The following is a 26,093-nucleotide window of genomic DNA, read 5'->3' as shown; positions in this document are numbered from 1 at the left end:
TGGATGGAGAATACGAGAAATGTCTGAGTATGATCTGGTCGTAATTGGTAGCGGTTTTGCCGGGGCCTCCGCCGCGCTGAGCTACTGCGAAAAAGCAGCCGACGAAGGTCGGTCCGGCAGAGTGGCCCTGGTCGAAGTTGGAGCAGAAGACGAACGTTCCGGAGGTTCTCGATGGACCATGGCTTGGCTTCGCGTCTACGAAGACGGCCGCCTTGATGAATCCTGGAAGGACCGAGTACAGGAAACGTCCAAGGGGCTTGCTGACCGGGAATACTGCCTGGCACTTGAGCGCGAAGTCCCCGGAACCATCAAGTACCTGGAAGCCCACGGAGTCGAGCTCTATCAGCACTGGGAAAACGACGTTGCTCTTGAATACGAAACGGACAAGAGCATCAAATGGCCGGTCGGAGGCGGTCTTCAAATCGTCAACAACCTCCTCGCGCATTTCAAGAAGTTTGATAATTCCGAGATCCTCTACGAAACCGAAGCCGTAAAGCTCAGCATCTCGGACGAAGGCCGTGTCAACGGCGTGGTGGTCCGCGGTAAGGACGGGCTCCTTCGAACGCTCAGCTCGAAGGCCGTCGTCATTGCATCGGGTGGATTCGAAGGCAACCCCGAAATGTTGACGCAGTACCTTGGCAACAACGCCGTCGACATTAAGCCAATCGTTCCAGGGCTGCACCGCAACAAGGGTGCCGGTATCCGCATGGCCATGGACATTGGGGCCGACACAGCTGGCCAGTTCGACATGTTCCACTCGGAGGTAGTCGACTCGCGCACCAGCCGACCGGACTCAGTCATTTGGGGCCACAACTACGGCATCTGTGTCAACCAACAGGGTAAGCGCTTCTTCGACGAGGGCGAAGACTACCTGTTTGCCCACTTCGAACTGCTGGCATACGAAGTCTGGAAAAACCAGAACCAGAAGGCCTACTTCATCACTGATAAGCCAGTCATGGAACGCATGCGTCCAGGCTGGGTCTACGAGACCACCGATATGGAGCCTGAGGAGGGCGCGACGCTGGCTGAACTGGCGCGCAAGCTGGGTCTCAGCCCGGAAGCACTCGAAGCCACCGTTCAGGAATTCAACGCCGCCACCGCCGGCGGACCATTCCAACCAGAAATCCTTGACGGGTTGAGCACCCAAGGACTCGTCCCGCCAAAGTCCAACTGGGCGAATCGGATCGAATCCGGGCCATACTACGGATACCCGCTTGAGGCGAGGATCACGTTCACCTTTGGTGGGCTCAAGACAGACACCGAGGCGAGGGTCATCTCCGGCGGGGGAGTGCCGATCCCAGGCCTCTACGCAGCGGGCGAAATCACGGGATTGTTCTACCACGAGTACCCGCCGGCGACGTCGTCAATTCGCTCCATGACCTTTGGTCGAGTCGCAGGGGCGAACGCTGTGAGCTACCTGAACGAGCTGGAATCAGGCGACGCTTCCGTTTCGGGACCGGCGACTCCACTCGCCAGCCGTGCTGCTGAGGCGGCAGACAGCCAAGGCTCGGCCATCCCGGCAGTGCCGGAGTCCGAAGCTGCATCGAAGGCTGCTGAGTCAGCCGGAAGCAGGCGGTAGCTGATGCAGGTGAGAGGCCTGCCGCGGGGTTACCTCGCGAAGTCCCCATACGGGGTCAGAACTAGATAACAGGAGTTGGCACGCCTCGGGAACGGGGCGTGCCATTCCCTATTGGAGGAAAGAATGAGTCAACCACGTGTCTTCGACATGCCGCGTATCGAACGAGTCATCGAGGGCGGTGGTGCTATCCAACAAATTCCCGCCGAACTGGAGCGGCGAGGACTTAAACGTGCTCTTCTCGTAGCAGGCAAGTCAATCAGCGCCACCCAACAATTCGAGGATCTCGTCAGCGCGCTGGGAGACAGAGCCGTCGCGGTATACGGCCGGGTCGAGGCCCATAACCCAGTCAAGCGACTAGCTGAGCTTGTGGAGATCGCTCAGAACGCACATGCCGACGTCGTAATAGGCGTAGGCGGAGGCTCCGCCGTTGACGCGGCAAAGCTCACCGCCCTGGGAGTGGGGGAGGGTATTCATTCGGAGCAGGACTTCCTGCGCTACAGCATTTCCCACGGGCTGCCCGAGCTGCAAGGTACCCCGCTTCCTGTCATCGCCGTGCCGACAACCTTATCGGCGGCAGAGTGGAATGGCGTTGCCGCCTTCGTCGACGACACGACCAACACCAAGGAACTGACCAGGTACCTCGCCCTTACGCCCAGGATTGTTGTGCTGGATCCGGAGCTGTGTGCCTTAACTCCCAGGAAATTGTGGATCACAACCGGTGTCAGGGCCATCGATCATGCGGTCGAAATTGCTTATGCCACGAATGCGCACCCGTTCACCACCGCGCTGTGCACTGCGGCCCTCCGCACCCTGGCCGAGGATCTTCCCCTGACGGCGTCTGACCCTCATGACTACGAAGCGGCTCTGCGCTGCCAGCAGGCGGCCTGGATGTCACTGGTCGGAGTTCACAACGTACCAGTGGGGTTATCCCATGCTATAGGCCACCAGTTGGGTGCGGCTGGCGTTCCTCACGGCGTAACGTCCTGCATCACGCTGCCGCACGTTATGCGGTTCTACGCTGAAGCGACCGCAAGCCAACAGGCCATTATGGCCACCGCCATGGCGGCGGCAAGAGGAGCAACGAACGCGATGCCGGCTCCTGAGGAGCTGGAGCTACTCTTCGACAAGCTGGGAGTACCGCGGCAAATCCGTGAATTTGGTCTGAGCCCGGAGGCGTTGGAGAACGTTGTTCGCGCGACGATGGGCGAGGCGGAAGCCGTCATTCGTCAAGCACCGCGGCCGGTATCAGCCGATGATGTAAGAGAGCTCTTACAGAAGGCCTATTAGCGAGCGGCATATAAAGCTGAGAACACGTGGTTCTCATCTGTGCAGCGCAGCATATGCCCAGCCCGCAGCAATCAGCGGTTCCCGTCGGTCGTCGCGACACCCAAATAACAGGTGTCGTGACGACCGACCTTTTAAGGTCGAGGGTGGGTTGTATGAGCCGCATCGTCATGAATCGCGCAAAAGGGGCACGCAAAAGCCCGGCGGGGGTTCCCAGCCGGGCTTGAGCGCACTTTCGAACGCCGGCGATTATGTCATCGTGGGGGCCTAGATAGCCTTGATCTCGTCGGCGTCAGCATCGGCGCCTGTGACTTCGTCGGCGCTGGCGGAGCGGGCAACTTCATTGAGCGTTTCCTGGACGACGCGCATCGCTGCGAGCCCCGCAGGTGCGCCGCAATAGGCGGTGGCCTGGACGATGGACTCTACGATCTCGCTTGGTTTGAGACCGTTCCGCAGGCCACCCCGGACATGGACAGAAAGTTCGTGGTGCTGGTTGAGAGCGACCAGCATGCCGATATTGAGGAGGCTTCGGCTTCGACGGTCAAGGCCAGGTCGCGTCCACACGGCACCCCATACTGTTTCGGTGATGTGGGTCTGAAGGGCTTCACTTTCGGTTCCGGCTGTGCGCTCGAGGGAACCAGTGACGTATGAATCCCCGAGAACCTCCCGGCGTACCTTAATTCCGTCATTCCATAGTTCGCTGTGTTCGTCTGCTTCGTACTGGTTAGTCATGTCGGTCCTTCATGTATTCAGTCGATCCCGGGGAGCGGCGCCACTGCCGGAGTTCCCCGGGGCAGAAAGTTGAGTTGGATGTCGGGCGTTAGATTTGCTGTCTGATGTGGGGATTGCGCGCGTAGAAGCCGACGAGGGGCACGATCAGTAGGCCGAGTACAAATTGTTGCGCGTTGTTGTTCAGGCCGTAGCCCACCAGGAGCGAGGTCAAGGCGATCAGGACGAGCACGCCGACGAGAGTGCTGCCATATCCGCCCCTGCCGCCAAGCAAGGAGGTTCCGCCCACGGCAACTGCGGCCACGGTGAGGAACAGGTAGGGATCGCCCACCCGCACGAACGCTCCACCAGTGAAGCCGAGCAGGAGTATTCCTGTGGCTCCTGAGAAGAGGCCGCTGAGCGCGTAGACAGTGACCCACCTGCGCGGTTCGGAGATGAGCATGAGCCTTGCGGCCGAGCGGTTTCCCCCCAAGGCGTAGGTGCTCCGACCAAACCATGTGGAACGCATGATGAAGATCAGGGCAGCGGCGAGAACAAGCCAAATGAGGATGACGGGAGGTACAGGGAGCCCCAATGTTTCTCCGCTCAGTGAGGAAATGTTGGCGAGCCAATCAGGTACCACTCCGCTCGTGCCCCCGGCATTCGATGCGCCTGCGCTGGTGAGAACCTGTGTTGCCCCCACCGTGGCGAATCCAACACCCAGCGTCACGATGAGAGCTTGATTCTGGAGATGGAGACTTATGAGTCCGTTTATTGTTCCGATAACAATGCCGAGAACAAGAGTTATCACGATCGCCATGCCTGCCGGTACGCCAGAGCTGATCATGTAGAGGGTTCCGATGTTGGCCGAACCAATCAAGTAGGGAATGGAGAGGTCAAGCCCGCCGAGCAACGCGCAGAGAGTCTGCCCAACCGATGCCAGGCCAAGGAATGCGCCGAGCAGCAGCATGGAGCGAACATTCGAGCCGGAGAGGAAACCTTGTACTGTGGCGGCGCCGACGGCAAGTAAAGCCGCCAGCATAATGAGCCCGAGGATGACGTTCTTTTGCCCTGAGGCCTTGGACAGCAGCGGGACCCGGATGGTGCGTTGTTGCGCTTTGACGGTTGTCATGATGCTTTTACCTCCTGGCGCTTGCGCCACAGTGATGGGATTATCACGCTGATCAAGAGTGCTGCAACCAGGATGAGGCCGTACGAGAGCTGCACAACGAATGAAGCCAATGACCCCAGTGAGAACGTGGTCAGAGTGAATGAGATAAGCGTGACGGCGACGGCCCCGGGAATGGAGCCCAATACGCCGCCGCGGCCACCCGCAAGGCTGATACCTCCAAGCACCAGGGCCGTGATCGCTGCGAGTGTGTAGGTGCCTCCTTGGGTGGGGTTTCCCGACGCTATCTGACCGGTGTAGGCCAGGCCACCCGCACCAATCAGCAATCCGGAAATACCGTGAGCGACGACACGGATCATTGTTACGGGTACTCCGCTGACAAACGCGGTGCGCTGGTTCGACCCGACGAGCCTTAGGTTCGTGAACAGTTGGGTCCTGGTGAATGCCCACCAACCCAATATCGCCGTGATCAGAACTATCGTCATTGGGGCGAGTATCGACCTGCCGGACCCCCATTCAGCGAGCCACCTCGGAGCTTGTCCGCCAGGCTGTGCCAGAATAACCAGGTTGATCCCGGACAATGCCAGGAATGCACTCAGGGTCACGATCACGGGTTCGATGCGGGCGACCGTAATGACGACGGCCTGGATGATTTGTATCAAGACTCCAATGCCAAGTGCCCACGCGATAACAGCAACGGGTGACCCTATCTGTTGGTCGAAGAGGACTTTGACGAGGGTGACATTGACGAAGATCATCAGCGGACCTGCGGACAGATCGACACCGCTGCCCACCAGGGCTGTGACGGTAATTCCCATCACCACAAGGACCAGTGGTACGGCCGAGACCAGCAGCCCTCCGATTCCGCTGGCGGTGAAGAGGTAAGGCGCGCGTACTGCGCACACGATGAGAAGGACGGCAAGCAAACCCCACGCGGCGAATGCGTAGGCAGATTTGCTGGTGAATCTGCCGAATCGGCTTTGTTGTTTCATTGCTGTTCCACCAGTGCTTTCTCGACGTCGAAGTCTGCTTCAAGGTGACCGAACATTCCGGCAAGAACGCGGTCGGAGGTGATGTTGTCGCCGGTCACCCAGCCAAGGAGTGCGCCATCGCGGAAAACAGCCACACGGTCGCAGAGCCCGATGAGTTCATCGATTTCAGTAGAGAGATAAATGATTCCGGCTCCTTCCAAGGCGAGATGTTCCAACTGGGCATACAGTTCACGCTTTGTGCTGATGTCGACTCCCCGTGCGGGATCGTTGAGGGCAACAACCTGCGGATCTTGAGCCAGTTCCCGACCGATGAGGACCTTTTGTTGATTACCGCCGCTGAGGGAGGTGATGGGATTCGACGATGCGCCTGACCGTAGCTTCAGGGTTTTGGACATGTCATCAAAGCGCGCGGAGATGGCAGTCCTGTCGATGACGCCGGCACGGCGGTGATGACGGTATAACGGCATTCCGAAATTCTCGAAAATGCTGAGATTTGGGAAAATCCCCTCCTTGCGTCGATCGCCTGAAATATAGGAGACGTTCGCTGCTATAGCCTCTGCCAGGTTGTTAATTGGGTGCTCTGCGCCGGTCCTGGCAATGGCGGTAACTTCGCCGTCGATTGCCTGTCGGACGCCCGTGAGGGTTTGGAGGAACTCAGCCTGACCTTGACCGTCCAGCCCGGCAAAGCCGACGATCTCGCCACTATGCAGCACAAAGTCCGAAGGCCGTGCTCCCTGCGTTGCCACGAGACCGGCGGCTTGAAGGACGATATCTGCTGTTCCGCCTTTGGAGAGCCTGCGCGATTGAGGTGCCAGGCCGCTCCGCTCCTTGACTCCGGTCATGAGTTCAATGAGGCGGGATTCGGTGATCTCGCTGCCTCTGAGGATCCCGACGTCGATTCCGTCGCGCAGAACCGTTGCACTGTCGGCGAAAGTCGTGAGCTCAGCGATACGGTGAGTAACAATCACAACGCAGACACCTTCGGAACGGAGCCGCTCCATCTGGGCGTAAAGCCGTGCGGCCCCCGATAGGTCGAGCGCCGCGGTGGACTCATCGAAGATCACTACTCTCGGGGAACGGACAAGGGCGCGCGCAATGGTGACCCACTGCCGGTCTGCCAGACTCAAGGTTTCGACCAATGCCGAGGCGTCGACGGAATGGCCCATAAGTTGCTCCAGCACATCGGTTGCACGTCGGTGCTGCTCGCTCCTGGACATGCGGGAGCGCCATACGCCCTGCGATCCGATGAAAACGTTGTCCGAAATATTGGCGCCTTCTGCGACGAGGACTTCCTGGAATACGGTCGCGACGCCTGTCTTGAGTGCCTCGGCGGGACTCGACACGTGGTGACCATGGATGTCCACGGATCCCTCGTCTGGGAGAACGATGCCGGACATGATTTTTGCCAGCGTGCTTTTCCCGCTGCCGTTCTCACCGACAATCGCGTGGATTTCCCCAGCACGCGCGGAGAAGCTCGCTCCTCGCAGGGCCTGCGTCTCCCCGAAGGACTTCTTCACGTCCTGGATTGCTACTGCTGTCTCGTGATAGTCGGCCACCATTGCACTCGGGGCCGAATCGAGGTTCAGGTCTTCATTGACCATTATTTTGTCCTTACGGTCGGTATCTGCTCCATCCCCTCCTCGGGAAGGAGTGCAGATCACACCAAAAACTGCCCAGTACGATTGTCCCAATGCATTTTTGTCATACAAAACAGCTCTTTGCTTGAGTATAAGAGCGGGATGGTGTTAGGGCAATAGACTCTTGGGGTGCGAGAAGATGAACCAGAAGAACGTGACGCGATGACGTGTCGGACAATCCGATCGCCAGTCATTATGGCCGCTCCGGCCCTGACCGTAGTACCCTAGGTCAAGGCATGTTCACGACGGGAGGGGAGGCTGTCATGGAGTCACCACTGGGTTTGAGGCTGCAGCGCGACGACATGTCGCTGCGGAAACTGGCCGAAAACACACTGCGGGACGCTATCTTGTACGGCGCCTTCACACCCGGGCAAAAACTCATAGAACGGGACCTCTGCGACAGGCTCGGTGTTAGTCGTACCCTCCTAAGGGAAGCTCTGAAGCAATTGGAGGCCGAAGGGCTGATAACCAACGTGGTCCACAAGGGCCCGTCAGTTGCGGTGATCACCGAAGAAGACGCCCGTGAAATTTATGAGGCGAGGGGGCTCATCGAAGGGCACCTCGCGTATTGCTTCACGCTCAAGGCGTCAGACGCCGAAATCGACAAACTCGCAGCCTCTGTTCGAACTCTCCATGAGTCGGACATTGCTGCCAACCAAATAAACGTACTCCAGGCGAAGAACGGGTTCTACGAAGTTCTCTTCGCCGGGTCCGGAAACCACGTACTCGCGCAGATGCTCCAGCAGCTGAACAATCGTGTAACCATGCTGCGTAGGATGACCCTGTCCTCCCCGGGTCGGTTTGACCAGACGGTGGCTGAGTTGGACGAAATCGTTCAGGCGGTCCGTAGCCGAGATGCTGACGAGGCCAGCAGGCTGTGCCGTGCCCACGTCAAGAATGCCGGCGACATTGCGCTTGCCAGTTTCACCACTGATGCCGAAGGTGCGCCCAGCGGGCACTCGGCCGTGGGGGCAAGTTAGTTCGATCCGGGCAGTGTCACTTCCCGCTTCGCTGCAGTCGGGGAGTGGGGGCCTACTCAGCCGCGCACGTCAACACCCGAAAGTCCGTCCGAAATGTCAATCCCCGGTGCGTTCCGTCGTCGTTGACGCGCCCTCCGACGACAGCAGTACCGCATCCAGCAGTCCCGGGAATCTCGCCTGAAGGTCGTTGTTGCGTAGTTTGCTGATACGGGATGTTCCCCGGTAGTGCTGTCGAATGACGCCTGCCTCCCGAAGTACGCGGAAGTGGTGCGTCGACGTGGATTTGCTCACGGGCAGCTCAAATGCGATGCATGCCATGTCATCGTGCCCCATGGCCAGGTCCCCGACAATTTTCAGGCGGATGGGATCCGATAGCGCGTGCAGAACTGCCTCGAGTCGAATCTCTTCAGGCTCGGGGTGATCCAATAGGCGCGCCTCGGATCTAGCTACGGCAGAGCGCATGGTGTCCCTTTCGTCGATCATCATCAAAGGTACGATACTCATCGTAGTTTGACAATATGCATACTACGAGGCTTATCGTACTTAGGTCGGCTTGCGAACAACGCTGGCTGCCGTCCTCCACACAGAACCCAGAAGGAGATTTCCTTGAGTAGCCTTTTCGCTCCCCTTAAGCTGCGGGATCTAACAATTCCGAACCGGGTTTGGATGTCCCCGATGTGCATGTACTCGGCCGCTGCCGATGGCCCGGAAACGGGCGTCCCCACGGATTTCCATTTGACCCACTTGGCCAGTCGTGCGGCAGGCGGTGCCGGCCTGGTCATGGTCGAAGCGACCGGTGTCCGGCCGGACGGGCGCATCAGCCAGTGGGATCTGGGGCTGTGGAATGACAAGCAAGAAGAGTCTTTTGGCCGTATAGCAGCAGCAATCCGGTCTTATGGTTCAGTGCCCGCTATCCAGCTGGCCCACGCGGGGAGAAAGGCTTCCGTTGACAAGCCTTGGATTTCTGACGGCTACTTAGACGAACGCGACGGCGGCTGGACAGCGGTCGGCCCCAGCCAGGAAGCCTTCCAGGGACTGTCTCTGCCAACAGAGTTGTCCGTCGCCGAAATCAAGCAGCTCGTCACCGACTTCGCCGAATCTGCAAAGCGAGCCCTCAAAGCGGGCTTTGAGGTTGTCGAGGTTCACGGTGCTCATGGATACCTGATCCACTCATTCTTATCTCCGGCGTCCAACAAGCGCACGGATGCCTATGGCGGAAGCTTCGAAAACAGGATGCGTTTTGCGCTCGAGGTAGTGGACGCCGTCAGGACAGTTTGGCCCCAGGACCTCCCGGTCTTCTTCCGTACCTCAGCCACCGACTGGCTAAGCGAGAACGACGATGATCCCCGCGAGGGTTGGACCGCAGACGACACCGTCCGTCTGGCCAAAGAACTACAGGCTCACGGGGTCGATTTCCTTGACGTTTCCACCGGAGGCATCGTTCGGGACGCCAAGATTCCTGCCCGCCCCAACTATCAAGTTCCCTTTGCGGGGCAAGCACGCGACCAAGCTGGAATTGCTACAGGTGCTGTGGGACTTATCACCGACGCCCACCAGGCTGAGGACATACTGAAAACCGGACAAGCAGATGCCGTATTCCTTGGCCGCGAGCTGCTCCGCAACCCGTACTGGCCGCAGCAGGCTGCCAGTGAGCTCGGCATCGAACCCCAGTGGCCCGCACAATATGGCTACGCCGTACAACGTCGCAAGAAGTAGGAAGGTCTCTCCATGAATCACTTGCACAACAAGACCATCATCATCACCGGCGCATCATCAGGCATCGGTGCCGCAGCAGCCAAGGCCTTGGCAGCACATGGCGCGAAACTGGTGCTCGCTGCCCGGGACCAGGATCGCCTCGACGCCCTCGTCGGGGAGATTCGTGCTTCTGGGGGAACCGCGGCAGCGCGTGTCGCCGACGTTACGGATTCTGCAGATATGGACGCTCTGGCCCATAATGCTGTCGAGACCTTTGGTGGCGTCGACATCTTGGTCAACAACGCCGGACTCATGTTGTTCTCCGCCTGGAAGGATTTGGCCGTCAACGACTGGGGCCGGATGATCGATACGAACATCCGGGGGTATCTCAACGGTATCCAGGCTGTCCTGCCCATCATGCTGGAGCGTCAATCAGGCTACATCTTGAACATGGCGTCTGTTGCGGGTCATCAGATCGGCGACTCTGCCGGGGTATACAGCGCAACCAAGTTCTTCGTACGAGCCATCACGGAGAGCATGCGCAAGGAACTCGGAGTGCAACACGGTATTAAGGCCAGCACTATCAGCCCCGGAGTCATCGACACCGGGTGGGCCGACAAAGTGAGCGACCCCGCTGGACGCGCAGCAGCCAAAGAGCTCAATGCACTGGCCATTACCCCGGAGGCTGTGGCCGACGCCGTGGTTTATGTCCTTAACCAACCAGCAAATACCACCGTCAACGATTTGGTGATCTCCCCAACTCGCCAGAATTGGTGACATCAGATGCACAGGGAAGGGGCCGTTCCTTGGAACGGCCCCTTCCCTGTGCAGTTAGTCGCGCTGGTGACGTGGGGTACCTGTCCGCCCTGACGTGAGCGTTAAGCCCAGCAATGCTGTGGCACCGGTCGCCGACGCCAATAGATTGAGCGCACTCACAGGACCGGCGAGGTCGTCACCACAAAAAGCCAACGCCAGTAAACCGGATATCACGGCCCCGGTTGCTGCCACAGACAGCGACTCTGCGGCACTGGTACGACGACGGAGAGACGGAACGGACAGGACCACTGAAGCAACACCCGCACCTATCCCCAGGAAAATCATCACCGTCTGCATGGATCAGCCCCACATTCCTGGTGGACCTGAGCGACTTCCATCCGGCTAAAGCTGAATCCCGGTGTATTTGGTTTCTTGGTAGGCCTCGAGGCCTTCGGTTCCGCCCTCGCGTCCCAGTCCGGAGGCGTTTGTTCCGCCGAAGGGTGCGGACGGGTTGGAGACGAGTCCGCGGTTGATGCCGGTCATACCGGCATCTATGGCGTTTGCGACGCGCAGCGCACGGGAGAGGTTTTCGGTGAAGACGTAGGAGGCCAGCCCGTATGGGGTGTTGTTGGCTTCGTGAATAGCTTCGGCTTCTGTAGCGAACTCGTATATTGCTGCGACGGGACCGAAGATTTCCTCGGTGCGGATGTCTGCGTTTGCTGGGATGTTAGTCAGGACCGTGGCAGGGTAGTAAGAACCAGGGCCCCCGGGAATAGTTCCGCCCGTCAGGCAAACGGCGCCCTTGGCGATGGCGTCGGCAACCAATGCAGCCACCGTATTTACTTGTTTTGCATCCACAAGCGGACCCAGATCCGTGTCGGGGCGTGCGCCGTCGCCGAGACGAGCAGCAGCCATCCGCTCGGTGAAACGGGCAGTGAATTCGGCAGCAATGCCACTTTGCACATAGATGCGGTTGGCGCCGACGCAGGATTGGCCGCCGTTGCGGAGTTTGGCGAGCATGGCGCCTTCGACAGCCTGCTCAAGGTCGGCGTCATCGAACACGATCAGTGGAGCGTTGCCCCCGAGCTCCATGGAGGTGTTCATGACGTTCTCGGCTGCTTGGGCCAAGAGCGCACGCCCAACCTGTGTCGATCCGGTAAAGGAGATCTTCCGGACTCGTGAGTCCTTCATAATTGCGGCGATAACGTCGCGGGAATTGGAGGTGGTGATGACGTTGACAACACCGGCAGGGGCGCCAGCTTCTTCGAGAACCCAGGCCAGTAATAGCGAAGTCAAGGGCGTCAGCTCGGCGGGCTTAAGAATCGTTGTACACCCTGCAGCGAGGGCCGGTGCGATCTTCCGTGCGCCCATCGCGAGCGGGAAGTTCCAGGGCGTGATCAGCAGGGACGGTCCCACGGGGCGTTTGGAGACTGCGATCTGGTAGTTGCCTCCGGGTTCGACGCCGAACTGGCCTTCGGTGTGTATCCTGCCGGAGGATTCGGCGAACCAGCGGAAAAACCCGGCACCGTAATCGACTTCAGTCTGGGCCTCCGGGAGGGGCTTACCCATTTCCGCGGTGATCAGTGCCGCGAACTCGTCGCGACGAGCCAGGATTCCCTCGTAGGTGCGAAAGAGAATGTCGGCACGTTCCCGCGCAGGGGTAGCAGCCCAGGCAGGCTGTGCGTCGACCGCGGCATCGACAGCAGACATACCGTCCTGAACCGTTGCAGAGGGAACATCCGCAATGGGTTCTCCAGTGGCCGGGTTGGCGACTGTGAGAGTTGCAGCGTTGCTCGAGGAGATCCACGAGCCGCCGATGGGCATAAGCTTCTCCGGAAATCCAAGCGGGGGAGCGGAGGCAGTGGTGGTAATTTCCATGGAAGTTCTCGTGCTTTCAGCAGATGGGCACTGCCGGGCCCCCTCGGGCCCGGCAAGTGTTTGATTGTTGGCTACTTTGACTCGGCCAGTTGTGGGGTGAGCCAGTTTTGGAAGCGGTTGCCGTGGGTGACGGGGTCGATGAGGAGGAGTTTGGTGCCTGGTTCGTTGCCGGGTTCGGTGCGGGTGTGGATGAACCAGGGCCCGTCCTCGGTGAGGGTTTGTTTCAGCGCCAGGGACAGTTCTTCGGGGGTCTCGGCGCGGAGGACTTTGAGGTCCACGGATTCGGCGAAGCGTCCGAGGTCGATGGTGACGGCTTGGGTGGGGATGGAGGCGGTGGAGGCGTAGACACCGTTATCGAGCAGGATGATCACGAGGTTTTCGGGGGCGAGGTAGCCGGCGGTGATGGCTGAGCCGGGGTTCATCAGGAGGGATCCGTCGCCTTCGATGACGATCGCACGGGTGACGGGGGTGTTTTTGATGGCTTGGGCGATGCCGGTGCCGACGGAGATGGCCAGGCCCATGGCGTCCAGGAGGTAGAGGTGGTTGGGGCGGTCAGCGACGGAGGCCAGTTCGCGGGAGGTCGCGGCGCAGGTCGCGATCACGGGGACCTCGGCGGTCGTGTCAACAATGGCCTGGAGGGCTTCGATGCGTTTCATGCTTTTGCCTTTGCGTCTTTGGGGTCGAAGAATTCCATCAGGACCACGACGGGTCGGAAGGTCATGCGGGCGTGGTTGCCGGCTTCGGCGACGGTCGCGCCCCAGTCCTGGGCGGTGTTGCGCCGGTCGACCTGGAACACGGGGATGTTGGTGGAGGCCAGCAACGCCGGGACGGGTGCGGAGATGGTGTGGATCATGGAGTTGTATTCGCCGAGCCCGCCGCGGGTGTTCGCGACGATGAGCAGGGGCAGGTGGTAGGACACGGCGAAGGTGGTCAACGCGGTCAGGGCGTTGCCGAAGCCGTTGTCCTGCATGATGATGACCCCGAATTTGCCGGCGAGAGGGTAGGCGCCGACGACGCCGATGGCTTCTTCTTCGCGGGAGACGGGGTAGACCAGGGGCAGGTCCCCGTTGGTTTGGGCGGTCAGGACGCCGTTGATGATCGGGGCGATGCTGGCGGAGGGGACGTACGCGACGCCGTCGGGGGCCAGGCGCACGATCGCGTCCACCACTTCGGCGTGGCGGTCCTGGGTAATGGTGGTAGTCATGGGTGGTCAGGCTCCCTTGGTGTGTGGTGTGGTCAGGGTCTGGACGATGCGTCGCAGGCCTTCGGTGAGGTCATCGATGTGGCAGGCGTAGGAGATCCGGATGGAGTGGGTTCCGCCGTCGGGGTCGAACGCGGTGCCTGGGACGACGGCGACGCGTTGTTCCTCGAGGAGCCGTAGTGCCAGTTGTTCGGCTGGTTCGGCGGTCTCGGGTGTGTAGGTGAGATAGAAGTAGAAGGCGCCGTCGGGTTGGCTGACTGTGACGCCGGGAACGCCGGTGAGGATCTTCAGGCCGGCTTTGCGTCGTTCCTGGAATTGGGTCCGCATCGTCTCTGCGGCGGGGCCCGCGTGGCGGAGGGCTGCTGCGGCGCCGGGTTGGAGGAAAGTGGGGGCGCAGACGGTGGTGTATTGGCGGACTCTTAGTGCCGGCGTGATGAGTTCTTTGGGGCCGGCGAGCCAGCCGAGGCGCCATCCGTCCATGGCGAAGGCTTTCGCAAAGCCGCCGATGACCAAGGTCCGTTCGCGAAGGTTCCCTACGGCGGCCGGGGACTGGTGGCGGATCTCGTCGTAGACGAGGTCGGCGTAGATTTCATCGGACATCAGCAGCGCATCGGTCCGTTCCAGGACGCTGGCGAGTCTGTCGATTTCCTCGGCCGTTGCGACACCGCCGGTGGGGTTGTTCGGGGTGCAGAGGATGACCATGCGTGTCACGGGGGTGATTGCGGCGGCGATCGCGTCGATATCGAGACGGTAATCATTGTCCGCGTCGAGCCGGACAGGGACAGGGGTGGCGCCGGCCAGACGGATGCAGGACTCGTAGTGCGCCCAGGCCGGGACGGGGAAGATCACTTCATCGCCGGGGCCGCAGAAAGCCATCAAGGCCAGGAACACCGCTTCGTTCGCGCCGATCGTGACGAGCACTTCGGTGCCCGGGTCATAGCCGGTCCCGCGGCGCTCTTGCAGATACCCGCTGATCGCCTTGCGAAGATCCAACGTCCCCGCGTTAGGGCCGTAATGAACTTCCCCGCGGTCCAACGACGCAGCCGCAGCGTCCTTGGCTACCTGCGGGGTATCAAAATCCGGGCGCCCGATCTCGAAGTGATACACCTTCTCACCTGCAGCTTCCAGCGCCGCAGCCTTATCAAAGATCGCCCGAATAGGCGACGGACCAATATCCCGCAACCGATCAGCAAACCGTCCAAACCGGGTAGTGGTAGCGGTACTCATAGGGATACTCCAATTTCAGGGGATACAGGTGGTGGAATCGAGCCTGCATCGAAAGCAGGCGGTCTTCTTGAATGCAGCATCCCGCGATCCGGACAGGTTCCGAATGGAGTGCTGGGATAGTGTGGAAGACGTGACCAGCAAGCCTCCAACTGCAAGAATGTTAACATTATGAAATCTGACACCACAGCAAATGTCAAGGACGGAACCCTTCGAGCACCCCTGAAACGTCGCGGTATGGCCCAGGATGTCGCGGACCGGATCCGTGACGCAATTCTGGCCGGGGAAATACCTCCCGGGGAGCGGATCAATGAAGTGGAGATGGCTGCGTCATTATCCGTGAGTCGCGGACCAGTGCGCGATGCCATCGTTTTGCTGCGGCAGGAGGGTCTGCTTCAAGGCGACTGGCACCGGGGGTCGCGGGTTACCGTCTTTACGCACAAAGACCTCGAAGAGATCTACTCGCTCCGGTACTCGATAGAGTTGCTCGCCGTTCAGCGACTGATTGCACACCGCACCGAGAAGGATTTGGACCTGCTTCAGGTGCGTGCCGAGGACATTGAGCGGGCGGCCGCCCTGGGGGATAGGGGCGACATGCTCCAGTCGGACATTGCGTTTCATGATGCGATCTACGCCTGTGCCGGTCATGAACGGTTGGAGCAAGTTTGGTTGGGTCTGCGTTCGCAGATCGCGTTGCTTCTCCTTAATCGACAGCAAGGCCATGATGATTACAGGGCCCGCATTGGCCCTGAGCATTGGGAAATGTTTCGCGTCATCCGCGACCAGGATGGTGCGAAGGCTGAAGAGCTGGTGCGTGAGCACATCGAGACTGCGTTCGAAAGAATAAAAGCCGACCTCGACAGCAAGGAACGCCTCCAGGGGCGGGCTAGTCACACGTCCTTCTGAAAGTCCGCCTGTGGACGAAGCCCCAGTGCCGGCTTCGTCCACGTCCGAAGCTCCTGCGGCGGACTTGCCCTCTCCAATTCTTTGCCGTACAAATGTTAACATTCTTACTTTCGTAACTTAGGTCACATGGGAGCTCAGGGTGAGAAGCCTTGCACCGCCCCGACGCGACCGCTGAGACGAAATATCCCCGAACGAATGGCGAACATGGAACTGCAAAAGTTTGTTGACAGCACTTCTGAAGCAGCTGGCGATAAGAAGAAGGCGATGATCTCCATCCGGGGGGTCAACAAGCATTTCGGACCTCTGCACGTCCTCCGTGATGTCAATCTTGAGGTTTCTCAGGGGCAAGTTGTGGTTGTCTTGGGCCCCTCCGGCTCGGGCAAATCGACCCTCTGCCGAACTATCAACAGGTTGGAGACAGTCGAGGCCGGCACAGTCGCCGTGGACGGCAAGCCTCTTCCCAAGGAAGGCAAGGCGCTGACGCGCTACAGGGCCGACGTCGGAATGGTCTTTCAGTCATTCAACCTCTTTGCCCACAAAACCATCCTCGAAAACGTCATGCTTGCGCCCCTCAAGGTGCGACGAATCGGAAAGGCTGAGGCTCAGACCCGGGCAATGGCCCTGCTCGAGCGGGTAGGGATAGCAAACCAGGCACACAAGCTCCCTGCGCAGCTTTCGGGTGGACAGCAGCAGCGCGTTGCCATTGCCCGGGCGTTGGCCATGGAGCCGAAGGTGATGCTCTTCGACGAACCTACCTCGGCTCTTGACCCGGAAATGGTGACCGAAGTACTGGATGTCATGACGTCGCTGGCACAAGGGGGCATGACAATGCTCGTAGTCACGCACGAGATGGGCTTCGCTCGACGCGCCGCCGACAGGGTGGTGTTCATGGCCGATGGCCAGATCCTCGAGGACACAACCCCTGACCGGTTTTTTGACAACCCAACCACGGAGCGGGCCAAAGAGTTCCTCGGCAAGATCCTCAGCCACTGACAAGCCACCCCAATCTAGAAAGCAGCACATCGTGAAGCTCAAGTTCCTGGCCATTCCGGCCGCAGCGCTGTTCCTTGCCAGCTCGATCGCCGGTTGCTCCGGTGCATCCGACAAAGCGAAAACAGTTGAAGCAAGCGCTCAATCGGGCCACCTCACCATCGGCATTTCCTTTGATCGCCCAGGCCTTGGAATCAAGACTCCGGACGGATCATTCAAGGGTTTCGATGTTGACGTTGCCAAGTATGTCGCCAAGAAGCTTGGCGTCGAGGAGTCTTCCATCACCTGGAAGGAAGCGACTCCGGCGCAGCGAGAGAGCCTGATCCAGAACGGGCAGGTGGATTATGTGGTGAATACCTACAGCATCAACGACGCCCGAAAGGAGAAGGTCGCCTTCGCGGGGCCTTACTTCCTGGCTGGCCAGTCGCTACTGGTTCGTTCTGACTCCACGGACATCACGGGCCCGGAGTCCCTGAATGGGGGCAAAAAGTTGTGCTCGGTGACCGGTTCCACACCAGCACAGAACATCAAGAAGAACTACAGCAAGGACGCGCAGCTTCAGGAGTACGACACCCCTTCCGCATGCGTTGAAGCCCTGAAGAGCGGCGCCGTTGACGCGATGACCACGGATGATATTCAACTTGCCGGTTACGCAGCTGCCAACCAGGGAAAGCTGAAGCTTGTTGGCAGTACCTTCAGCAAGGAGAACTACGGCATTGGTCTGAAGAAAGATGACACCGCGGGCCGTGCCAAGATCAACGACGCCATTCAGTCCATGATCGACGACGGATCGTGGGCAAAAGCGTTTGAGAGCAACGTTGGACCGTCCGGTTATGCATTGCCGGCCACACCCGTGGTCGACCGCTACTAGTCGAAGCAGCCAGACAAGAGACTGGATACTTAACATGAACATCCTCAATGAATACGGGGATCAGATCCTGGCGGCCTTCCTCATCACCCTGCAGCTCACGGCGCTGTCTGCACTGGGCTCGTTGGTATTGGGCACTGTACTGACAGCCATGCGGGTTTCACCAATTTGGGCGATGCGGACGCTTGCTACCGGGTACGTGAACATCGTCCGGAATACCCCTTTGACCCTTGTGGTGCTTTTCGCTTCGTTCGGATTGGCGCAGCAACTCGGGATTACCTTGGCAGATCCAAAGTCACCCACATCCATCACAGACAGCTCGTTCAGGCTGGCCGTCCTGGCATTCAGCCTGTACACGTCGACATTCGTATCCGAAGCGTTAAGGGCGGGTATTAATACGGTCCCTCCTGGCCAGTCGGAGGCGGCCCGGTCGTTGGGCCTGAACTTTATGCAGGGATTGGGCCACATCGTCCTGCCGCAGGCCTTCCGGGTGGTCATTGCGCCTTTGGGCAGCATCCTCATTGCGTTGACCAAAAACACAACGGTTGCCTCCGTCATAGGTGTGGCTGAAGCCGCTCTTCTGATGAAGGAAATGATAGAGAACACCTCCGCCCTCATCGTTGTTGGGCTGATCTTCGGGGCCGGCTTCATGTGCCTGACTCTTCCGACCGGCGCGGCTTTCGGATACCTAAGCAGGAAGTTTGAGGTCAAGCGATGAGCAACACTCGAGCGCCCATCAACAATCTGTATGACGTCCCCGGGCCCAAGGGGCAAATTCTGAACGTCGTCATCAGTGCTCTGTGCGTCGTTGGGCTGGCAGCGGCCGGATGGTTCGTGGCGTCAGCCCTGGCAGACAAGGGTCAACTGGCGCCGGAGAAGTGGCAGCCATTTCTCACGCCGGAAATGTGGCAGACGTACCTTCTGCCCGGGATTGTGGGAACGCTCCAGGCTGCGGTGTTTGCCATAATCCTCGCCATAATTCTGGGTATCCTGCTCGGCGTCGGACGTCTCTCCGACAATCGGTTCGTGCGCTACGCGTGCGCCGCCGTGGTGGAGTTCTTCCGGGCAATTCCGCTGCTGATTCTGATGATTTTCTGCTTTCAGCTCTTCGCCGACTACGACTTGTTCCCGTCAACCGATCTGGCAGTTGCGGCAGTGGTTACCGGCCTTGCTCTGAGCAACGGGGCCGTGATTGCAGAGATTGTGCGCGCAGGAATCAAAGCCATTCCGCGAGGCCAAGGGGAAGCTGCTGTGGCTCTTGGGCTGGGCAGTGGACAAACCCTCCGTATGATTCTTCTGCCCCAGGCAATCACGGCAATGCTCCCGGCAATCGTCGCTCAATTGGTTGTGGCGCTGAAGGACACTGCGCTTGGTTACCAAATCACCTACGTGGAAGCAGTGCGGCAAGGAATCCAGGCCGGCTCTGCGTATTCGAATTACATACCGGCGCTGGTAGTGATCGCGCTTGTGATGATTGTCATCAATCTGGGACTATCGCGACTGGCAACGTACATTGAGCTTCGACTCCGAAGCGGCCGCAAGGCCCCTGCCGAGTCAAAGGTTGGCGACGTCCTGGTTCCCCAGACCTAGATGCGGGCGATCATACGTCAGGATGCTCGTTGCCTCAGTCCGGAATTGCGTTCAGCCGCAATGACGACACTCAGCAAGCCTGGAAACAGCGATTCCATAACGCCGGTCCGAAGCGTGTTGAGAATCGCCGTGCCCTGATAGTGCTGTTCTATGATTCCCGCCTCGCGAAGCACGCGGAAGTGATGGGTGGACGTGGACTTGCTCACGGGCAGCTCAAACGCGATGCATGCCTGGTCGTCATGGCCATCGGCCAGTTGAGTTACTATCCGACGCCGGATTGGATCGGCCAGCGCCGACAGCACGCCATCGATGTGAATTCCGTCGGGCGTAGGGTGGTCCAGAGTTCGCATGCTTCGATTATCCAAGAAGTTCGAGGACCTGGCGATTTACAAATCCTATACTTGTCGTACTTTGATGCATATCGAACTTAAAGTGAAGGGAGACGCACATGAAGGTATTCCAAATAGGCGCAGCCGGGGGAGTAGGCCGACGTCTGGCTCAACTGCTGAGTGGCCGCGGTGATACCGTCACGGGAATGTTCAGGAATCCCGCTCAAGCTGACACCGTTGCCTCCAGCGGCGCGACGCCCGTAGAGGGAGACCTGATTAAGGACTCCACTGAGGTGTTGGCCGAAAAATTCAAGGGACACGATGCCGTCGTCTTCTCTGCGGGCGCCCATGGCACCGGGATGGACCAAACCACCCTCATCGACGGCAAGGGGCTGGAGAAGGCTGCCGATGCCACCGCCCTCGCCGGAGTGTCCCGTTTTGTCCTGGTATCTGCCTTCCCGGAGTCAGGGCGGGGTGAATCGGTGAACGAACGCTTTGAGCACTATATGCGCACGAAGAAGACAGCAGACGTCTACCTCACACGCACTGATCTGGATTGGCTGATAGTTCGCCCGGGGCTTCTGACCGACGCCCCAGGAGATGGGCGGGTAACGGCCGGTCCTGCGATTGAGTACGGAGACATTCGACGCGATAACGTCGCGGCGTTCATTGACGCGGCGCTCCATAACCCGCAGTTGAGCCGGACCATTGTCGAGCTAACCGATGGCGATACCGCGGTGGAAGATGCTGTGTCCGGGCTGGTTGGCTAACAAGCAGACGAGCTTTTTGCAAGAACGGAGGGGAGGCATGCGAAGCGCGTGCCTCCCCTCCTCGCGCTTCCCTACAGCTTCACGCATGTCCGGACTTAGGCGTCGACTCCATGGCAATGAGTGCGGCTTCCGCGGCGTTGGATGCATGCACTTCACATGCTCGCCGGGCCGCCTCCGGATCTCTAGTGATGGCAGCTGACGTGGTGATGTCCGTCAGCTCGGACAACATGTGCGGACTCCGCCCAGGGGAACTCGTTGATAGGGCCCGAAGTACTTGAGTGCGGGCATTGATTTGCCGAAGCATGCCCGAGATTTCTTTGTTGCCAGCACCAGCCAGAAGCACTTCGTAATAGCTGTCTTTCGCGGCCAGCAACAGCTGCGCCCCGCCAGCTGACTCTGCTCTACGGATGTCAAAAAGTCTCGCAACGAGTTGCCCACGCTGAGCCTCTGTGGCTCGTGCAGCGAACAGGCTTCCAGCGAGCGATTCCAAAGCGCCGCGAACTTCATAGAGACTTCGGGCTTCGGTGGGTGTGAGGGTTGCAACTTCGGGACCCTTGTTCGGCGTCGTCACTACCAGCCGCTCGGATTCCAGCTGCCGCAGTGCTTCACGAACCACTGTTCGGCTGACGGAGAACCTATCGCAAAGGGCAGTCTCGACCAGCCTCTCTCCAGGACTGTACTCGGAGGTAACGATCGCCCGGCGAAGGGCGGCGACCACCTCTTGGCGCAATGGCGCGGCTGTTCGCTGGATTGTTTCCGAAATCATTCTCGCCCCTCGCGTGCTGAATACCAGTACGAACGAAAAAACCGGGGGAGGCGGTGAGCCTCCCCCGGTTCTGTTCGACTAGGCCTCGTACTGGTGGTAAACCTTGGCGATGATCTTCCAATCGCCGTCCTGCTTCAGCAGGGTGTGGAAGTCGGTGTAGTCAGCTCCAATGGCGTCATTTTCCATGTCAACCTTCACCACGGCAGTTGTCTGGGTGATGCCGATGATGTCCACGCGGGTCTTGACATCAGGAGCCGCGCCGTTGTCGGCGACGAAGTCGTACAAGTTCTTGATGGGGCCGCCCAGAAGCTGGCCGTTGGTAAAGCCGTACATGGTGGCGTCTTCATGGAAGGCTTCTGCAACGCCTTCGGGGCTGCCGACGCGCAGGCCTTCGACATACTTCTGAACGGTGGTGACGATCTGGTCATATTCGTCGGTCGGGACGACTTTGAGGTTCTTGGGCATGGTTTCTCCTTGTGAATGAGCGGGTCCTATTGCGGCACCCTGGGATGGTTTGGCTGAAGAAAAGCCGCTAGCGCTTTCGAATCACGACGGTTTTGTTGTTGGTATGCGAAGCCAGGCCTTCATCACCGTGTTCGACGCTCAGGCCGGACTGTTTGTGGCCGCCGAACGGCGCATGATCCGGGTGGCTCTGGCCTTGATTGACCCAGACGTTGCCGGAGTCGATGCGGTCCGCCACGGCCAGTGCCCGCTCTTCGTCTCGCCCCCAGATGGTGGCACCAAGGCCGAAGATTGTGGCGTTGGCGCGCTCGATGACGTCCTCGACGTCGTCGTACACGAGTACGGGTACGATCGGTCCAAAAGGTTCCTCCTGGACGATGCGGCTGTTTTCGGGAGGGTTGTTGACGATGGTGACTGGAACGAAGTTGCCGTCCAGGGACTCGTCGATGGTGCCTCCGACTGGGACGTCGTACCCATGGCGGCGAGTGTCTTCGAAGAGGTCACGAAGCTTGTCGTACTGCATGCGGTTGTTGATGGGGCCAAGATCGCTGGTGGGATCCATGCCGTCGCCGACCTTTTGCGTTTTGGCATAGTCCACGAGCGCTGTGACGAAGTCTTCATGGAAGGAACGGTGTACGTAGATGCGCTTGGCCGCGATGCACCACTGACCCGAGTTACCAAAGGCGGCGTTGAATACCTGCGGCACGGCGTCCTGCCAGTCCGCGTCCGGGAGTAGGATCGCAGGATCATTTCCACCCAGTTCGAGAGTGACCCGCTTGATGGTGCGGGCGGCTGAAGCCATAATCTTGGTCCCGGTTTCCGTGGATCCCGTGAAGGTGATCATCCCGACGTCGGGGCTCTCGGTGAGGATCTGCCCAAGTTCGTTGCCGCCTGTGACGACGTTGAAGACGCCGGGAGGGAAGACCTGGGCTGCCAGCTCCCCGATCCGCAATGCGCAGAGCGGGGTATAGGGAGAAGGCTTGAGAACTACGGTGTTGCCGGTGATCAGCGCGGGGACGGTCTTCCACAGAACGTGGAGGTAGGGATAGTTCCAGGGGATGATGGCCCCCACGACACCGAGCGGTGAGCGGCGAAGCTCTACGCGCTTCTCATCGTCCTCCACCAGTACCTTGTCCTCCAGCCTCGATTTGGCGGTGTTGGGGATCCAGGGGTTGGCAAGGTTAACTTCGAACGTCGCCTGATTGTGTCGTGGCTTGCCCTGCTCCAGTGAGAGCAAGGTAATGAACTCTTCTTTGTGGGCCTCGAGGGCCTCGAAGAATTCGACGATGATCGCTTCGCGCTCGTCTGCGGTCAGCGCAGCCCACGCGGGGAAAGCCCGCTTGGCGGCACCGATGGCGCGTTCCATGTGTTCCCGTGTGCCCTGAGGTGCGGATGCGAGGACCGAGTTTGTGGCTGGGTTGTAGACGTCAAAATGGTCCTCAGTCTGAACGATGTTGCCATCAATGAGCAGTCCGTAGGGTCCGTTGAAGTTCGGGGGCGTGGTGGTACGCGCGCCCTCTGTGATGGAAACTCCCATGTGATCTCTCCTGTCGTGCGGCGGCTTGCCGTGGAGCGGTGAACAAATCGAATGCTGAAACAGATTCATGTTTCAGTTTAGGGCCAGTGGGTTGGACTCGCAAGACCTTTTGGTAAATTCTGAAATACGATATTGTTTCAGTTTAGGATGTGATGATCGACACGATAGCAGTGCGACCTCCCCTGAAGTCCCTTACCAATGAAGCTCAAGGAGCAGACATGAAACTCGACGGACAGTGCCTTTGTGGTGAAGTCACCTACACGATTGACAGCGAGCCGAAGTTCACGGCCTTGTGTCATTGCACCGATTGCCAGCGTCAGACAGGTGGCGCGTACTCGCTGGTCATCGGTGTTGACGACGAAAAGCTGAAAATCACAGGCGACGCGGTGAAGACGTTTATTACCGTCGGCTCTGAGCACGAGACCAACACCAACCGGTCGTTCTGCGGGGAATGCGGTTCGCCAATTGTTGGGCGCATTGACGCGATGCCTGGATTGGCCTTCGTCAAGGCGGGAACACTCAACGACACGTCATGGCTCAAGCCGACCGTGGAAGTCTGGTGCCGGTCCGCGCAGCCATGGGTCGAGGCTCTCCCGGGTGCCGAGCGGTACGACGGCGACATCCCGGCCTGATTGGGCTTGCGCGCGGGAGGCCGCGCGGAGTTGGGGTTGGGTGGATCGCTTCCTGGAGGTGGTCCACCCGGACCCCTTTCTTTATTTTTCGAAAGGACCAAAGCATGATGACTTCCACCGGGTTTCTCCGCGGCGACAGCACCATCGCTGATCAGCAGGAAGTACCCCTCACAGTCGCTGCTGCCGAGGAGTGGATTCAGCGCACATGCTTCTCGACCGGTCCTGCCGGGCGCATCGGACTTGAACTTGAGTTGCTCATGGGTCGAATCGGAGACCCGTCCCTGCAGCGTCCGTTTGCTGACGACAACTACCGGCGTTTGTTCTCAGAACTGCGTCATCTGGACGTTCGCGGAAGTCTTACGCTCGAACCCGGTGGTCAGCTTGAGCTCAGCTCGCACCCCGAAGCCTCTTTGCAGGAGCTCATTTTGTCAGTGCATGGCAGCCTCAAATTGTTGCGGGCGCAGGCCGCCGATCTGGACGCAATCCTGGTGGGTGCCGGAGTATCACCCCATCTCGAACCCAGGCGGATCACTCAAGCCCCCCGCTACGCTGCCATGGAGCAGTATTTTGAACCGTGGGCGCCGGCGGGCACCACCATGATGTGTTCCACCGCGTCAGTGCAGGTCAACGTCGAAGCGGGCGCGGACGATGTCGAAATCCGTCATCGCTGGAACCTGCTGTATTCAATTGGGCCAGTGCTGGCAGCGACGTTCGCGAATTCCGGCTGGATCGGTGGCCGGCGAAGCGGTTGGAAGGGCACACGGCTCGCAGCGTGGCTCGCTCTGGACCCGGCCAGGACTGGCGTACCGCATTTCAGCGCGGCCCAGGATCCCGGGGTGTCCTACGCTCGGTGGGCCCTGGACGCCCCCCTGATGATGATTCGACGTGTAGCGGGGGAGTGGCATGCCCCCGCCGGTCTGACGTTCCGTGATTGGCTCCGTCTAGGGACAGCGGTGGTACCGGACCGGCCGCCAGCAAACCTTGAAGATTTGCAGCAGCACTTGAGTACACTTTTCCCGCACGTTCGGCCCAAAGGGTATTTCGAAATCAGATACATCGATGCCCAGCCCGGCTGCTGGTGGGCTGTCCCCGCCGCCGTCGTTTCCGCGCTCATCTCCAATCCCGCTGTCTCAGACCAAGCCAGAGGCATCTGCGCGGGCTCCCCGGACTGGGAAGCCGCTGCCCGGATAGGACTCGACGATCCGGGAATCGCATCCCGGGCCGTGCAATTGATGGCGCTGGCTGCGGACCAGCTTCGGCTCGACACTTCCACGAGGGCCATTGCCAGCCAGGTTGAGGAATACGCTGAAAAGTGGACGCTCCGAGGTCTATCGCCTGCGGATGACGATCCGTCCGCTTGGTCGGACCGCGATCAGGGCTGCGCTCTGGATGGTGGCATTTGCTAGATCAGCCCAAGGTCCGTGGCAACGACGACGGCCCGTGTTCTGGTTGTCGAAGAGAGCTTGCCCCTTGCGTTCTCCATGTGCGTAGAAACCGTGCGTGGTGAGAGAAAGAGTTCGCTGGCTATTTGGGTGTCCGTCAGGCCCCATTTTACCATTCGAAGGATCTCCAACTCACGCGGAGTAAGCCCCAGGCTCCGGCTTTGCCTGGCGCGTTCGACCATATCCGCTAGAACCGGTCGCAGAGCCGTCAACATGGGTGCCGTAGGCGCCGGCCAGGCCGCGCGATCCGTACTCAGGTTGCAAGTCCCCACGATCTGTCCCTTAACTGTCAGCGGCATCGTGACTCCGTTGTTGAAACCTTCGGGTCCGAAATGCAGAAGCGCGGGCGCTGAGGCCCGGTAACCTGGCAGGTTATCCCAGTCATAAATGGTGGACTCATCCCGCAGTGCTTGTCTGGCCGCTTTGTCGTGGAGAAGCAGATCCCGGGTGATGTAGTCCACAACGCTGTCCCTGTAGCCTGAGCTGCCGACCGCGATGTGAGTGTGCGCCAGAGGATCCACATACGTCAGAAGGATCGCCCCTGCACCGCTTTCGAAGCGAACGAGGTCGAAGTATGCGTTGCGCCGGCGAATAATGTCTTCGCTTTGTAGGTCCTGCAAGATGAGAACCCGGGAAGCGGAGTCCATGTGGCCTCCGTGGTTCGTAGGGAAAAGCTCACAGTGGTTGTCAGATAAAACCAACGGCGACAATGACCCGGACAGCAAGTCTGTTGGGGTT

28 protein-coding genes are annotated in these 26,093 nt (G+C 59.6%); 13 read left to right on the top strand and 15 right to left on the bottom strand.

Annotation, left to right across the window (positions count from 1 at the left end; translation table 11 throughout):
* Positions 1-19 precede the first annotated feature (19 nt).
* Positions 20-1,579 (top strand): FAD-binding protein, encoded by a 1,560-nt coding sequence (locus AC1DD5_RS21385; RefSeq protein WP_477522720.1) that lies wholly within the window; start codon positions 20-22, stop codon positions 1,577-1,579.
* 123 nt (positions 1,580-1,702) lie between these two features.
* A complete protein-coding gene (locus AC1DD5_RS21380; RefSeq protein ID WP_477522719.1) occupies positions 1,703-2,866 on the top strand; it encodes an iron-containing alcohol dehydrogenase in 1,164 nt (387 codons plus the stop codon).
* Between the two features lie 264 nt (positions 2,867-3,130).
* On the opposite strand, the gene AC1DD5_RS21375 is transcribed toward AC1DD5_RS21380, so the two are convergent.
* From AC1DD5_RS21375 to AC1DD5_RS21360, 4 genes are all read right to left on the bottom strand, one after another.
* Positions 3,131-3,595 (bottom strand): carboxymuconolactone decarboxylase family protein, encoded by a 465-nt coding sequence (locus AC1DD5_RS21375; RefSeq protein WP_477522718.1) that lies wholly within the window; start codon positions 3,593-3,595, stop codon positions 3,131-3,133.
* Between the two features lie 88 nt (positions 3,596-3,683).
* Positions 3,684-4,703: an ABC transporter permease gene (locus AC1DD5_RS21370; protein ID WP_477522717.1), complete on the bottom strand. Its 1,020-nt coding sequence runs from the start codon at positions 4,701-4,703 to the stop codon at positions 3,684-3,686.
* Positions 4,700-5,692 (bottom strand): ABC transporter permease, encoded by a 993-nt coding sequence (locus tag AC1DD5_RS21365; protein ID WP_477522716.1) that lies wholly within the window; start codon positions 5,690-5,692, stop codon positions 4,700-4,702. Before AC1DD5_RS21365 ends, AC1DD5_RS21370 begins: the two co-directional genes overlap by 4 nt.
* Entirely contained in the window at positions 5,689-7,293 is a 1,605-nt protein-coding gene (locus AC1DD5_RS21360; protein WP_477522715.1) for a sugar ABC transporter ATP-binding protein, read from the bottom strand. The genes AC1DD5_RS21365 and AC1DD5_RS21360 overlap by 4 nt, the downstream gene beginning before the upstream one ends.
* Before the next feature lie 299 nt (positions 7,294-7,592).
* Here AC1DD5_RS21360 and AC1DD5_RS21355 point away from each other — a divergent pair, with 299 nt between their 5' ends.
* A complete protein-coding gene (locus AC1DD5_RS21355; RefSeq protein ID WP_477522714.1) occupies positions 7,593-8,309 on the top strand; it encodes a GntR family transcriptional regulator in 717 nt (238 codons plus the stop codon).
* 96 nt (positions 8,310-8,405) lie between these two features.
* On the opposite strand, the gene AC1DD5_RS21350 is transcribed toward AC1DD5_RS21355, so the two are convergent.
* Positions 8,406-8,813, bottom strand: a complete 408-nt coding sequence (locus tag AC1DD5_RS21350; protein WP_477522713.1) for an ArsR/SmtB family transcription factor — start codon at positions 8,811-8,813, stop codon at positions 8,406-8,408.
* Between the two features lie 102 nt (positions 8,814-8,915).
* Between AC1DD5_RS21350 and AC1DD5_RS21345 the strand changes: the two genes are divergently transcribed.
* Positions 8,916-10,025 (top strand): NADH:flavin oxidoreductase/NADH oxidase, encoded by a 1,110-nt coding sequence (locus AC1DD5_RS21345; RefSeq protein ID WP_477522712.1) that lies wholly within the window; start codon positions 8,916-8,918, stop codon positions 10,023-10,025.
* Positions 10,026-10,037: 12 nt separating this feature from the next.
* Positions 10,038-10,781, top strand: coding sequence for an SDR family oxidoreductase (locus AC1DD5_RS21340; RefSeq protein WP_477522711.1), 744 nt, complete (start codon positions 10,038-10,040; stop codon positions 10,779-10,781).
* Positions 10,782-10,835: 54 nt separating this feature from the next.
* Here AC1DD5_RS21340 and AC1DD5_RS21335 read toward each other — a convergent pair whose 3' ends face one another.
* The 5 genes from AC1DD5_RS21335 to AC1DD5_RS21315 all read right to left on the bottom strand — a co-directional run bounded on the left by AC1DD5_RS21335 (position 10,836) and on the right by AC1DD5_RS21315 (position 15,066).
* Complete coding sequence (locus AC1DD5_RS21335) at positions 10,836-11,117, bottom strand: hypothetical protein (RefSeq protein ID WP_477522710.1); 282 nt, start codon at positions 11,115-11,117, stop codon at positions 10,836-10,838.
* Between the two features lie 45 nt (positions 11,118-11,162).
* Complete coding sequence (locus AC1DD5_RS21330; RefSeq protein ID WP_477522709.1) at positions 11,163-12,638, bottom strand: NAD-dependent succinate-semialdehyde dehydrogenase; 1,476 nt, start codon at positions 12,636-12,638, stop codon at positions 11,163-11,165.
* 71 nt (positions 12,639-12,709) lie between these two features.
* Complete coding sequence (locus AC1DD5_RS21325; protein WP_477522708.1) at positions 12,710-13,294, bottom strand: thiamine pyrophosphate-dependent enzyme; 585 nt, start codon at positions 13,292-13,294, stop codon at positions 12,710-12,712.
* Positions 13,291-13,842, bottom strand: coding sequence for a thiamine pyrophosphate-binding protein (locus tag AC1DD5_RS21320; protein ID WP_477522707.1), 552 nt, complete (start codon positions 13,840-13,842; stop codon positions 13,291-13,293). The genes AC1DD5_RS21325 and AC1DD5_RS21320 overlap by 4 nt, the downstream gene beginning before the upstream one ends.
* A gap of 6 nt (positions 13,843-13,848) precedes the next feature.
* Positions 13,849-15,066 (bottom strand): pyridoxal phosphate-dependent aminotransferase, encoded by a 1,218-nt coding sequence (locus tag AC1DD5_RS21315; protein WP_477522706.1) that lies wholly within the window; start codon positions 15,064-15,066, stop codon positions 13,849-13,851.
* A 168-nt stretch (positions 15,067-15,234) separates the two neighbouring features.
* On the opposite strand from AC1DD5_RS21315, the gene AC1DD5_RS21310 reads away from it, so the two are divergent.
* The 5 genes from AC1DD5_RS21310 (at position 15,235) to AC1DD5_RS21290 (ending at position 19,417) form a co-directional block, all read left to right on the top strand.
* Entirely contained in the window at positions 15,235-15,969 is a 735-nt protein-coding gene (locus tag AC1DD5_RS21310) for a GntR family transcriptional regulator (protein ID WP_477522705.1), read from the top strand.
* A 264-nt stretch (positions 15,970-16,233) separates the two neighbouring features.
* Positions 16,234-16,962, top strand: coding sequence for an amino acid ABC transporter ATP-binding protein (locus AC1DD5_RS21305; RefSeq protein WP_477522738.1), 729 nt, complete (start codon positions 16,234-16,236; stop codon positions 16,960-16,962).
* A gap of 28 nt (positions 16,963-16,990) precedes the next feature.
* Positions 16,991-17,830, top strand: coding sequence for a glutamate ABC transporter substrate-binding protein (locus AC1DD5_RS21300; RefSeq protein ID WP_429331906.1), 840 nt, complete (start codon positions 16,991-16,993; stop codon positions 17,828-17,830).
* A 34-nt stretch (positions 17,831-17,864) separates the two neighbouring features.
* Positions 17,865-18,545, top strand: a complete 681-nt coding sequence (locus AC1DD5_RS21295) for an amino acid ABC transporter permease (protein WP_477522704.1) — start codon at positions 17,865-17,867, stop codon at positions 18,543-18,545.
* On the top strand, positions 18,542-19,417 hold the full coding sequence (locus AC1DD5_RS21290; protein WP_477522703.1) for an amino acid ABC transporter permease: 876 nt from the start codon (positions 18,542-18,544) through the stop codon (positions 19,415-19,417). Before AC1DD5_RS21295 ends, AC1DD5_RS21290 begins: the two co-directional genes overlap by 4 nt.
* A 17-nt stretch (positions 19,418-19,434) precedes the next feature.
* Here AC1DD5_RS21290 and AC1DD5_RS21285 read toward each other — a convergent pair whose 3' ends face one another.
* Positions 19,435-19,767, bottom strand: a complete 333-nt coding sequence (locus AC1DD5_RS21285) for an ArsR/SmtB family transcription factor (RefSeq protein ID WP_431114744.1) — start codon at positions 19,765-19,767, stop codon at positions 19,435-19,437.
* A 98-nt stretch (positions 19,768-19,865) separates the two neighbouring features.
* Here AC1DD5_RS21285 and AC1DD5_RS21280 point away from each other — a divergent pair, with 98 nt between their 5' ends.
* Positions 19,866-20,516: an NAD(P)-binding oxidoreductase gene (locus AC1DD5_RS21280; RefSeq protein WP_431114745.1), complete on the top strand. Its 651-nt coding sequence runs from the start codon at positions 19,866-19,868 to the stop codon at positions 20,514-20,516.
* Between the two features lie 79 nt (positions 20,517-20,595).
* Here AC1DD5_RS21280 and AC1DD5_RS21275 read toward each other — a convergent pair whose 3' ends face one another.
* From AC1DD5_RS21275 to AC1DD5_RS21265, 3 genes are all read right to left on the bottom strand, one after another.
* Positions 20,596-21,282 (bottom strand): GntR family transcriptional regulator, encoded by a 687-nt coding sequence (locus AC1DD5_RS21275; RefSeq protein WP_477522702.1) that lies wholly within the window; start codon positions 21,280-21,282, stop codon positions 20,596-20,598.
* A 78-nt stretch (positions 21,283-21,360) separates the two neighbouring features.
* Positions 21,361-21,747, bottom strand: coding sequence for a nuclear transport factor 2 family protein (locus AC1DD5_RS21270; RefSeq protein ID WP_431114747.1), 387 nt, complete (start codon positions 21,745-21,747; stop codon positions 21,361-21,363).
* A 67-nt stretch (positions 21,748-21,814) separates the two neighbouring features.
* The gene (locus AC1DD5_RS21265; RefSeq protein WP_477522701.1) at positions 21,815-23,281 is read right to left on the bottom strand and encodes an aldehyde dehydrogenase family protein; all 1,467 of its coding nucleotides are present in this window, start codon (positions 23,279-23,281) and stop codon (positions 21,815-21,817) included.
* 218 nt (positions 23,282-23,499) lie between these two features.
* Here AC1DD5_RS21265 and AC1DD5_RS21260 point away from each other — a divergent pair, with 218 nt between their 5' ends.
* Together AC1DD5_RS21260 and AC1DD5_RS21255 are read left to right on the top strand one after the other, a co-directional pair.
* Positions 23,500-23,913, top strand: a complete 414-nt coding sequence (locus AC1DD5_RS21260) for a GFA family protein (RefSeq protein WP_442017927.1) — start codon at positions 23,500-23,502, stop codon at positions 23,911-23,913.
* A gap of 104 nt (positions 23,914-24,017) precedes the next feature.
* On the top strand, positions 24,018-25,319 hold the full coding sequence (locus AC1DD5_RS21255; protein ID WP_477522700.1) for a glutamate-cysteine ligase family protein: 1,302 nt from the start codon (positions 24,018-24,020) through the stop codon (positions 25,317-25,319).
* Here the strand turns inward: AC1DD5_RS21255 and AC1DD5_RS21250 are convergent.
* Positions 25,316-26,002 (bottom strand): response regulator transcription factor, encoded by a 687-nt coding sequence (locus tag AC1DD5_RS21250; protein WP_442017929.1) that lies wholly within the window; start codon positions 26,000-26,002, stop codon positions 25,316-25,318. The genes AC1DD5_RS21255 and AC1DD5_RS21250 overlap by 4 nt on opposite strands.
* Positions 26,003-26,093 lie beyond the last annotated feature (91 nt).

The sequence above is a fragment of the Paenarthrobacter sp. 10L420 genome (assembly GCF_056395385.1).
This window is presented reverse-complemented; position numbering and strand designations above follow the sequence as displayed.

Excerpts from the sequence above, each read along its gene's own strand:
- AC1DD5_RS21385 (WP_477522720.1), top strand. The coding sequence starts at position 20 with ATGTCTGAGTATGATCTGGTCGTAATTGGTAGCGGTTTTGCCGGGGCC.
- AC1DD5_RS21380 (WP_477522719.1), top strand. The coding sequence starts at position 1,703 with ATGAGTCAACCACGTGTCTTCGACATGCCGCGTATCGAACGAGTCATC.
- AC1DD5_RS21375 (WP_477522718.1), bottom strand. The coding sequence starts at position 3,595 with ATGACTAACCAGTACGAAGCAGACGAACACAGCGAACTATGGAATGAC.
- AC1DD5_RS21370 (WP_477522717.1), bottom strand. The coding sequence starts at position 4,703 with ATGACAACCGTCAAAGCGCAACAACGCACCATCCGGGTCCCGCTGCTG.
- AC1DD5_RS21365 (WP_477522716.1), bottom strand. The coding sequence starts at position 5,692 with ATGAAACAACAAAGCCGATTCGGCAGATTCACCAGCAAATCTGCCTAC.
- AC1DD5_RS21360 (WP_477522715.1), bottom strand. The coding sequence starts at position 7,293 with ATGGTCAATGAAGACCTGAACCTCGATTCGGCCCCGAGTGCAATGGTG.
- AC1DD5_RS21355 (WP_477522714.1), top strand. The coding sequence starts at position 7,593 with ATGGAGTCACCACTGGGTTTGAGGCTGCAGCGCGACGACATGTCGCTG.
- AC1DD5_RS21350 (WP_477522713.1), bottom strand. The coding sequence starts at position 8,813 with ATGAGTATCGTACCTTTGATGATGATCGACGAAAGGGACACCATGCGC.
- AC1DD5_RS21340 (WP_477522711.1), top strand. The coding sequence starts at position 10,038 with ATGAATCACTTGCACAACAAGACCATCATCATCACCGGCGCATCATCA.
- AC1DD5_RS21335 (WP_477522710.1), bottom strand. The coding sequence starts at position 11,117 with ATGCAGACGGTGATGATTTTCCTGGGGATAGGTGCGGGTGTTGCTTCA.
- AC1DD5_RS21330 (WP_477522709.1), bottom strand. The coding sequence starts at position 12,638 with ATGGAAATTACCACCACTGCCTCCGCTCCCCCGCTTGGATTTCCGGAG.
- AC1DD5_RS21325 (WP_477522708.1), bottom strand. The coding sequence starts at position 13,294 with ATGAAACGCATCGAAGCCCTCCAGGCCATTGTTGACACGACCGCCGAG.
- AC1DD5_RS21320 (WP_477522707.1), bottom strand. The coding sequence starts at position 13,842 with ATGACTACCACCATTACCCAGGACCGCCACGCCGAAGTGGTGGACGCG.
- AC1DD5_RS21315 (WP_477522706.1), bottom strand. The coding sequence starts at position 15,066 with ATGAGTACCGCTACCACTACCCGGTTTGGACGGTTTGCTGATCGGTTG.
- AC1DD5_RS21310 (WP_477522705.1), top strand. The coding sequence starts at position 15,235 with ATGAAATCTGACACCACAGCAAATGTCAAGGACGGAACCCTTCGAGCA.
- AC1DD5_RS21305 (WP_477522738.1), top strand. The coding sequence starts at position 16,234 with ATGATCTCCATCCGGGGGGTCAACAAGCATTTCGGACCTCTGCACGTC.
- AC1DD5_RS21295 (WP_477522704.1), top strand. The coding sequence starts at position 17,865 with ATGAACATCCTCAATGAATACGGGGATCAGATCCTGGCGGCCTTCCTC.
- AC1DD5_RS21290 (WP_477522703.1), top strand. The coding sequence starts at position 18,542 with ATGAGCAACACTCGAGCGCCCATCAACAATCTGTATGACGTCCCCGGG.
- AC1DD5_RS21285 (WP_431114744.1), bottom strand. The coding sequence starts at position 19,767 with ATGCGAACTCTGGACCACCCTACGCCCGACGGAATTCACATCGATGGC.
- AC1DD5_RS21280 (WP_431114745.1), top strand. The coding sequence starts at position 19,866 with ATGAAGGTATTCCAAATAGGCGCAGCCGGGGGAGTAGGCCGACGTCTG.
- AC1DD5_RS21275 (WP_477522702.1), bottom strand. The coding sequence starts at position 21,282 with ATGATTTCGGAAACAATCCAGCGAACAGCCGCGCCATTGCGCCAAGAG.
- AC1DD5_RS21270 (WP_431114747.1), bottom strand. The coding sequence starts at position 21,747 with ATGCCCAAGAACCTCAAAGTCGTCCCGACCGACGAATATGACCAGATC.
- AC1DD5_RS21265 (WP_477522701.1), bottom strand. The coding sequence starts at position 23,281 with ATGGGAGTTTCCATCACAGAGGGCGCGCGTACCACCACGCCCCCGAAC.
- AC1DD5_RS21260 (WP_442017927.1), top strand. The coding sequence starts at position 23,500 with ATGAAACTCGACGGACAGTGCCTTTGTGGTGAAGTCACCTACACGATT.
- AC1DD5_RS21255 (WP_477522700.1), top strand. The coding sequence starts at position 24,018 with ATGATGACTTCCACCGGGTTTCTCCGCGGCGACAGCACCATCGCTGAT.
- AC1DD5_RS21250 (WP_442017929.1), bottom strand. The coding sequence starts at position 26,002 with ATGGACTCCGCTTCCCGGGTTCTCATCTTGCAGGACCTACAAAGCGAA.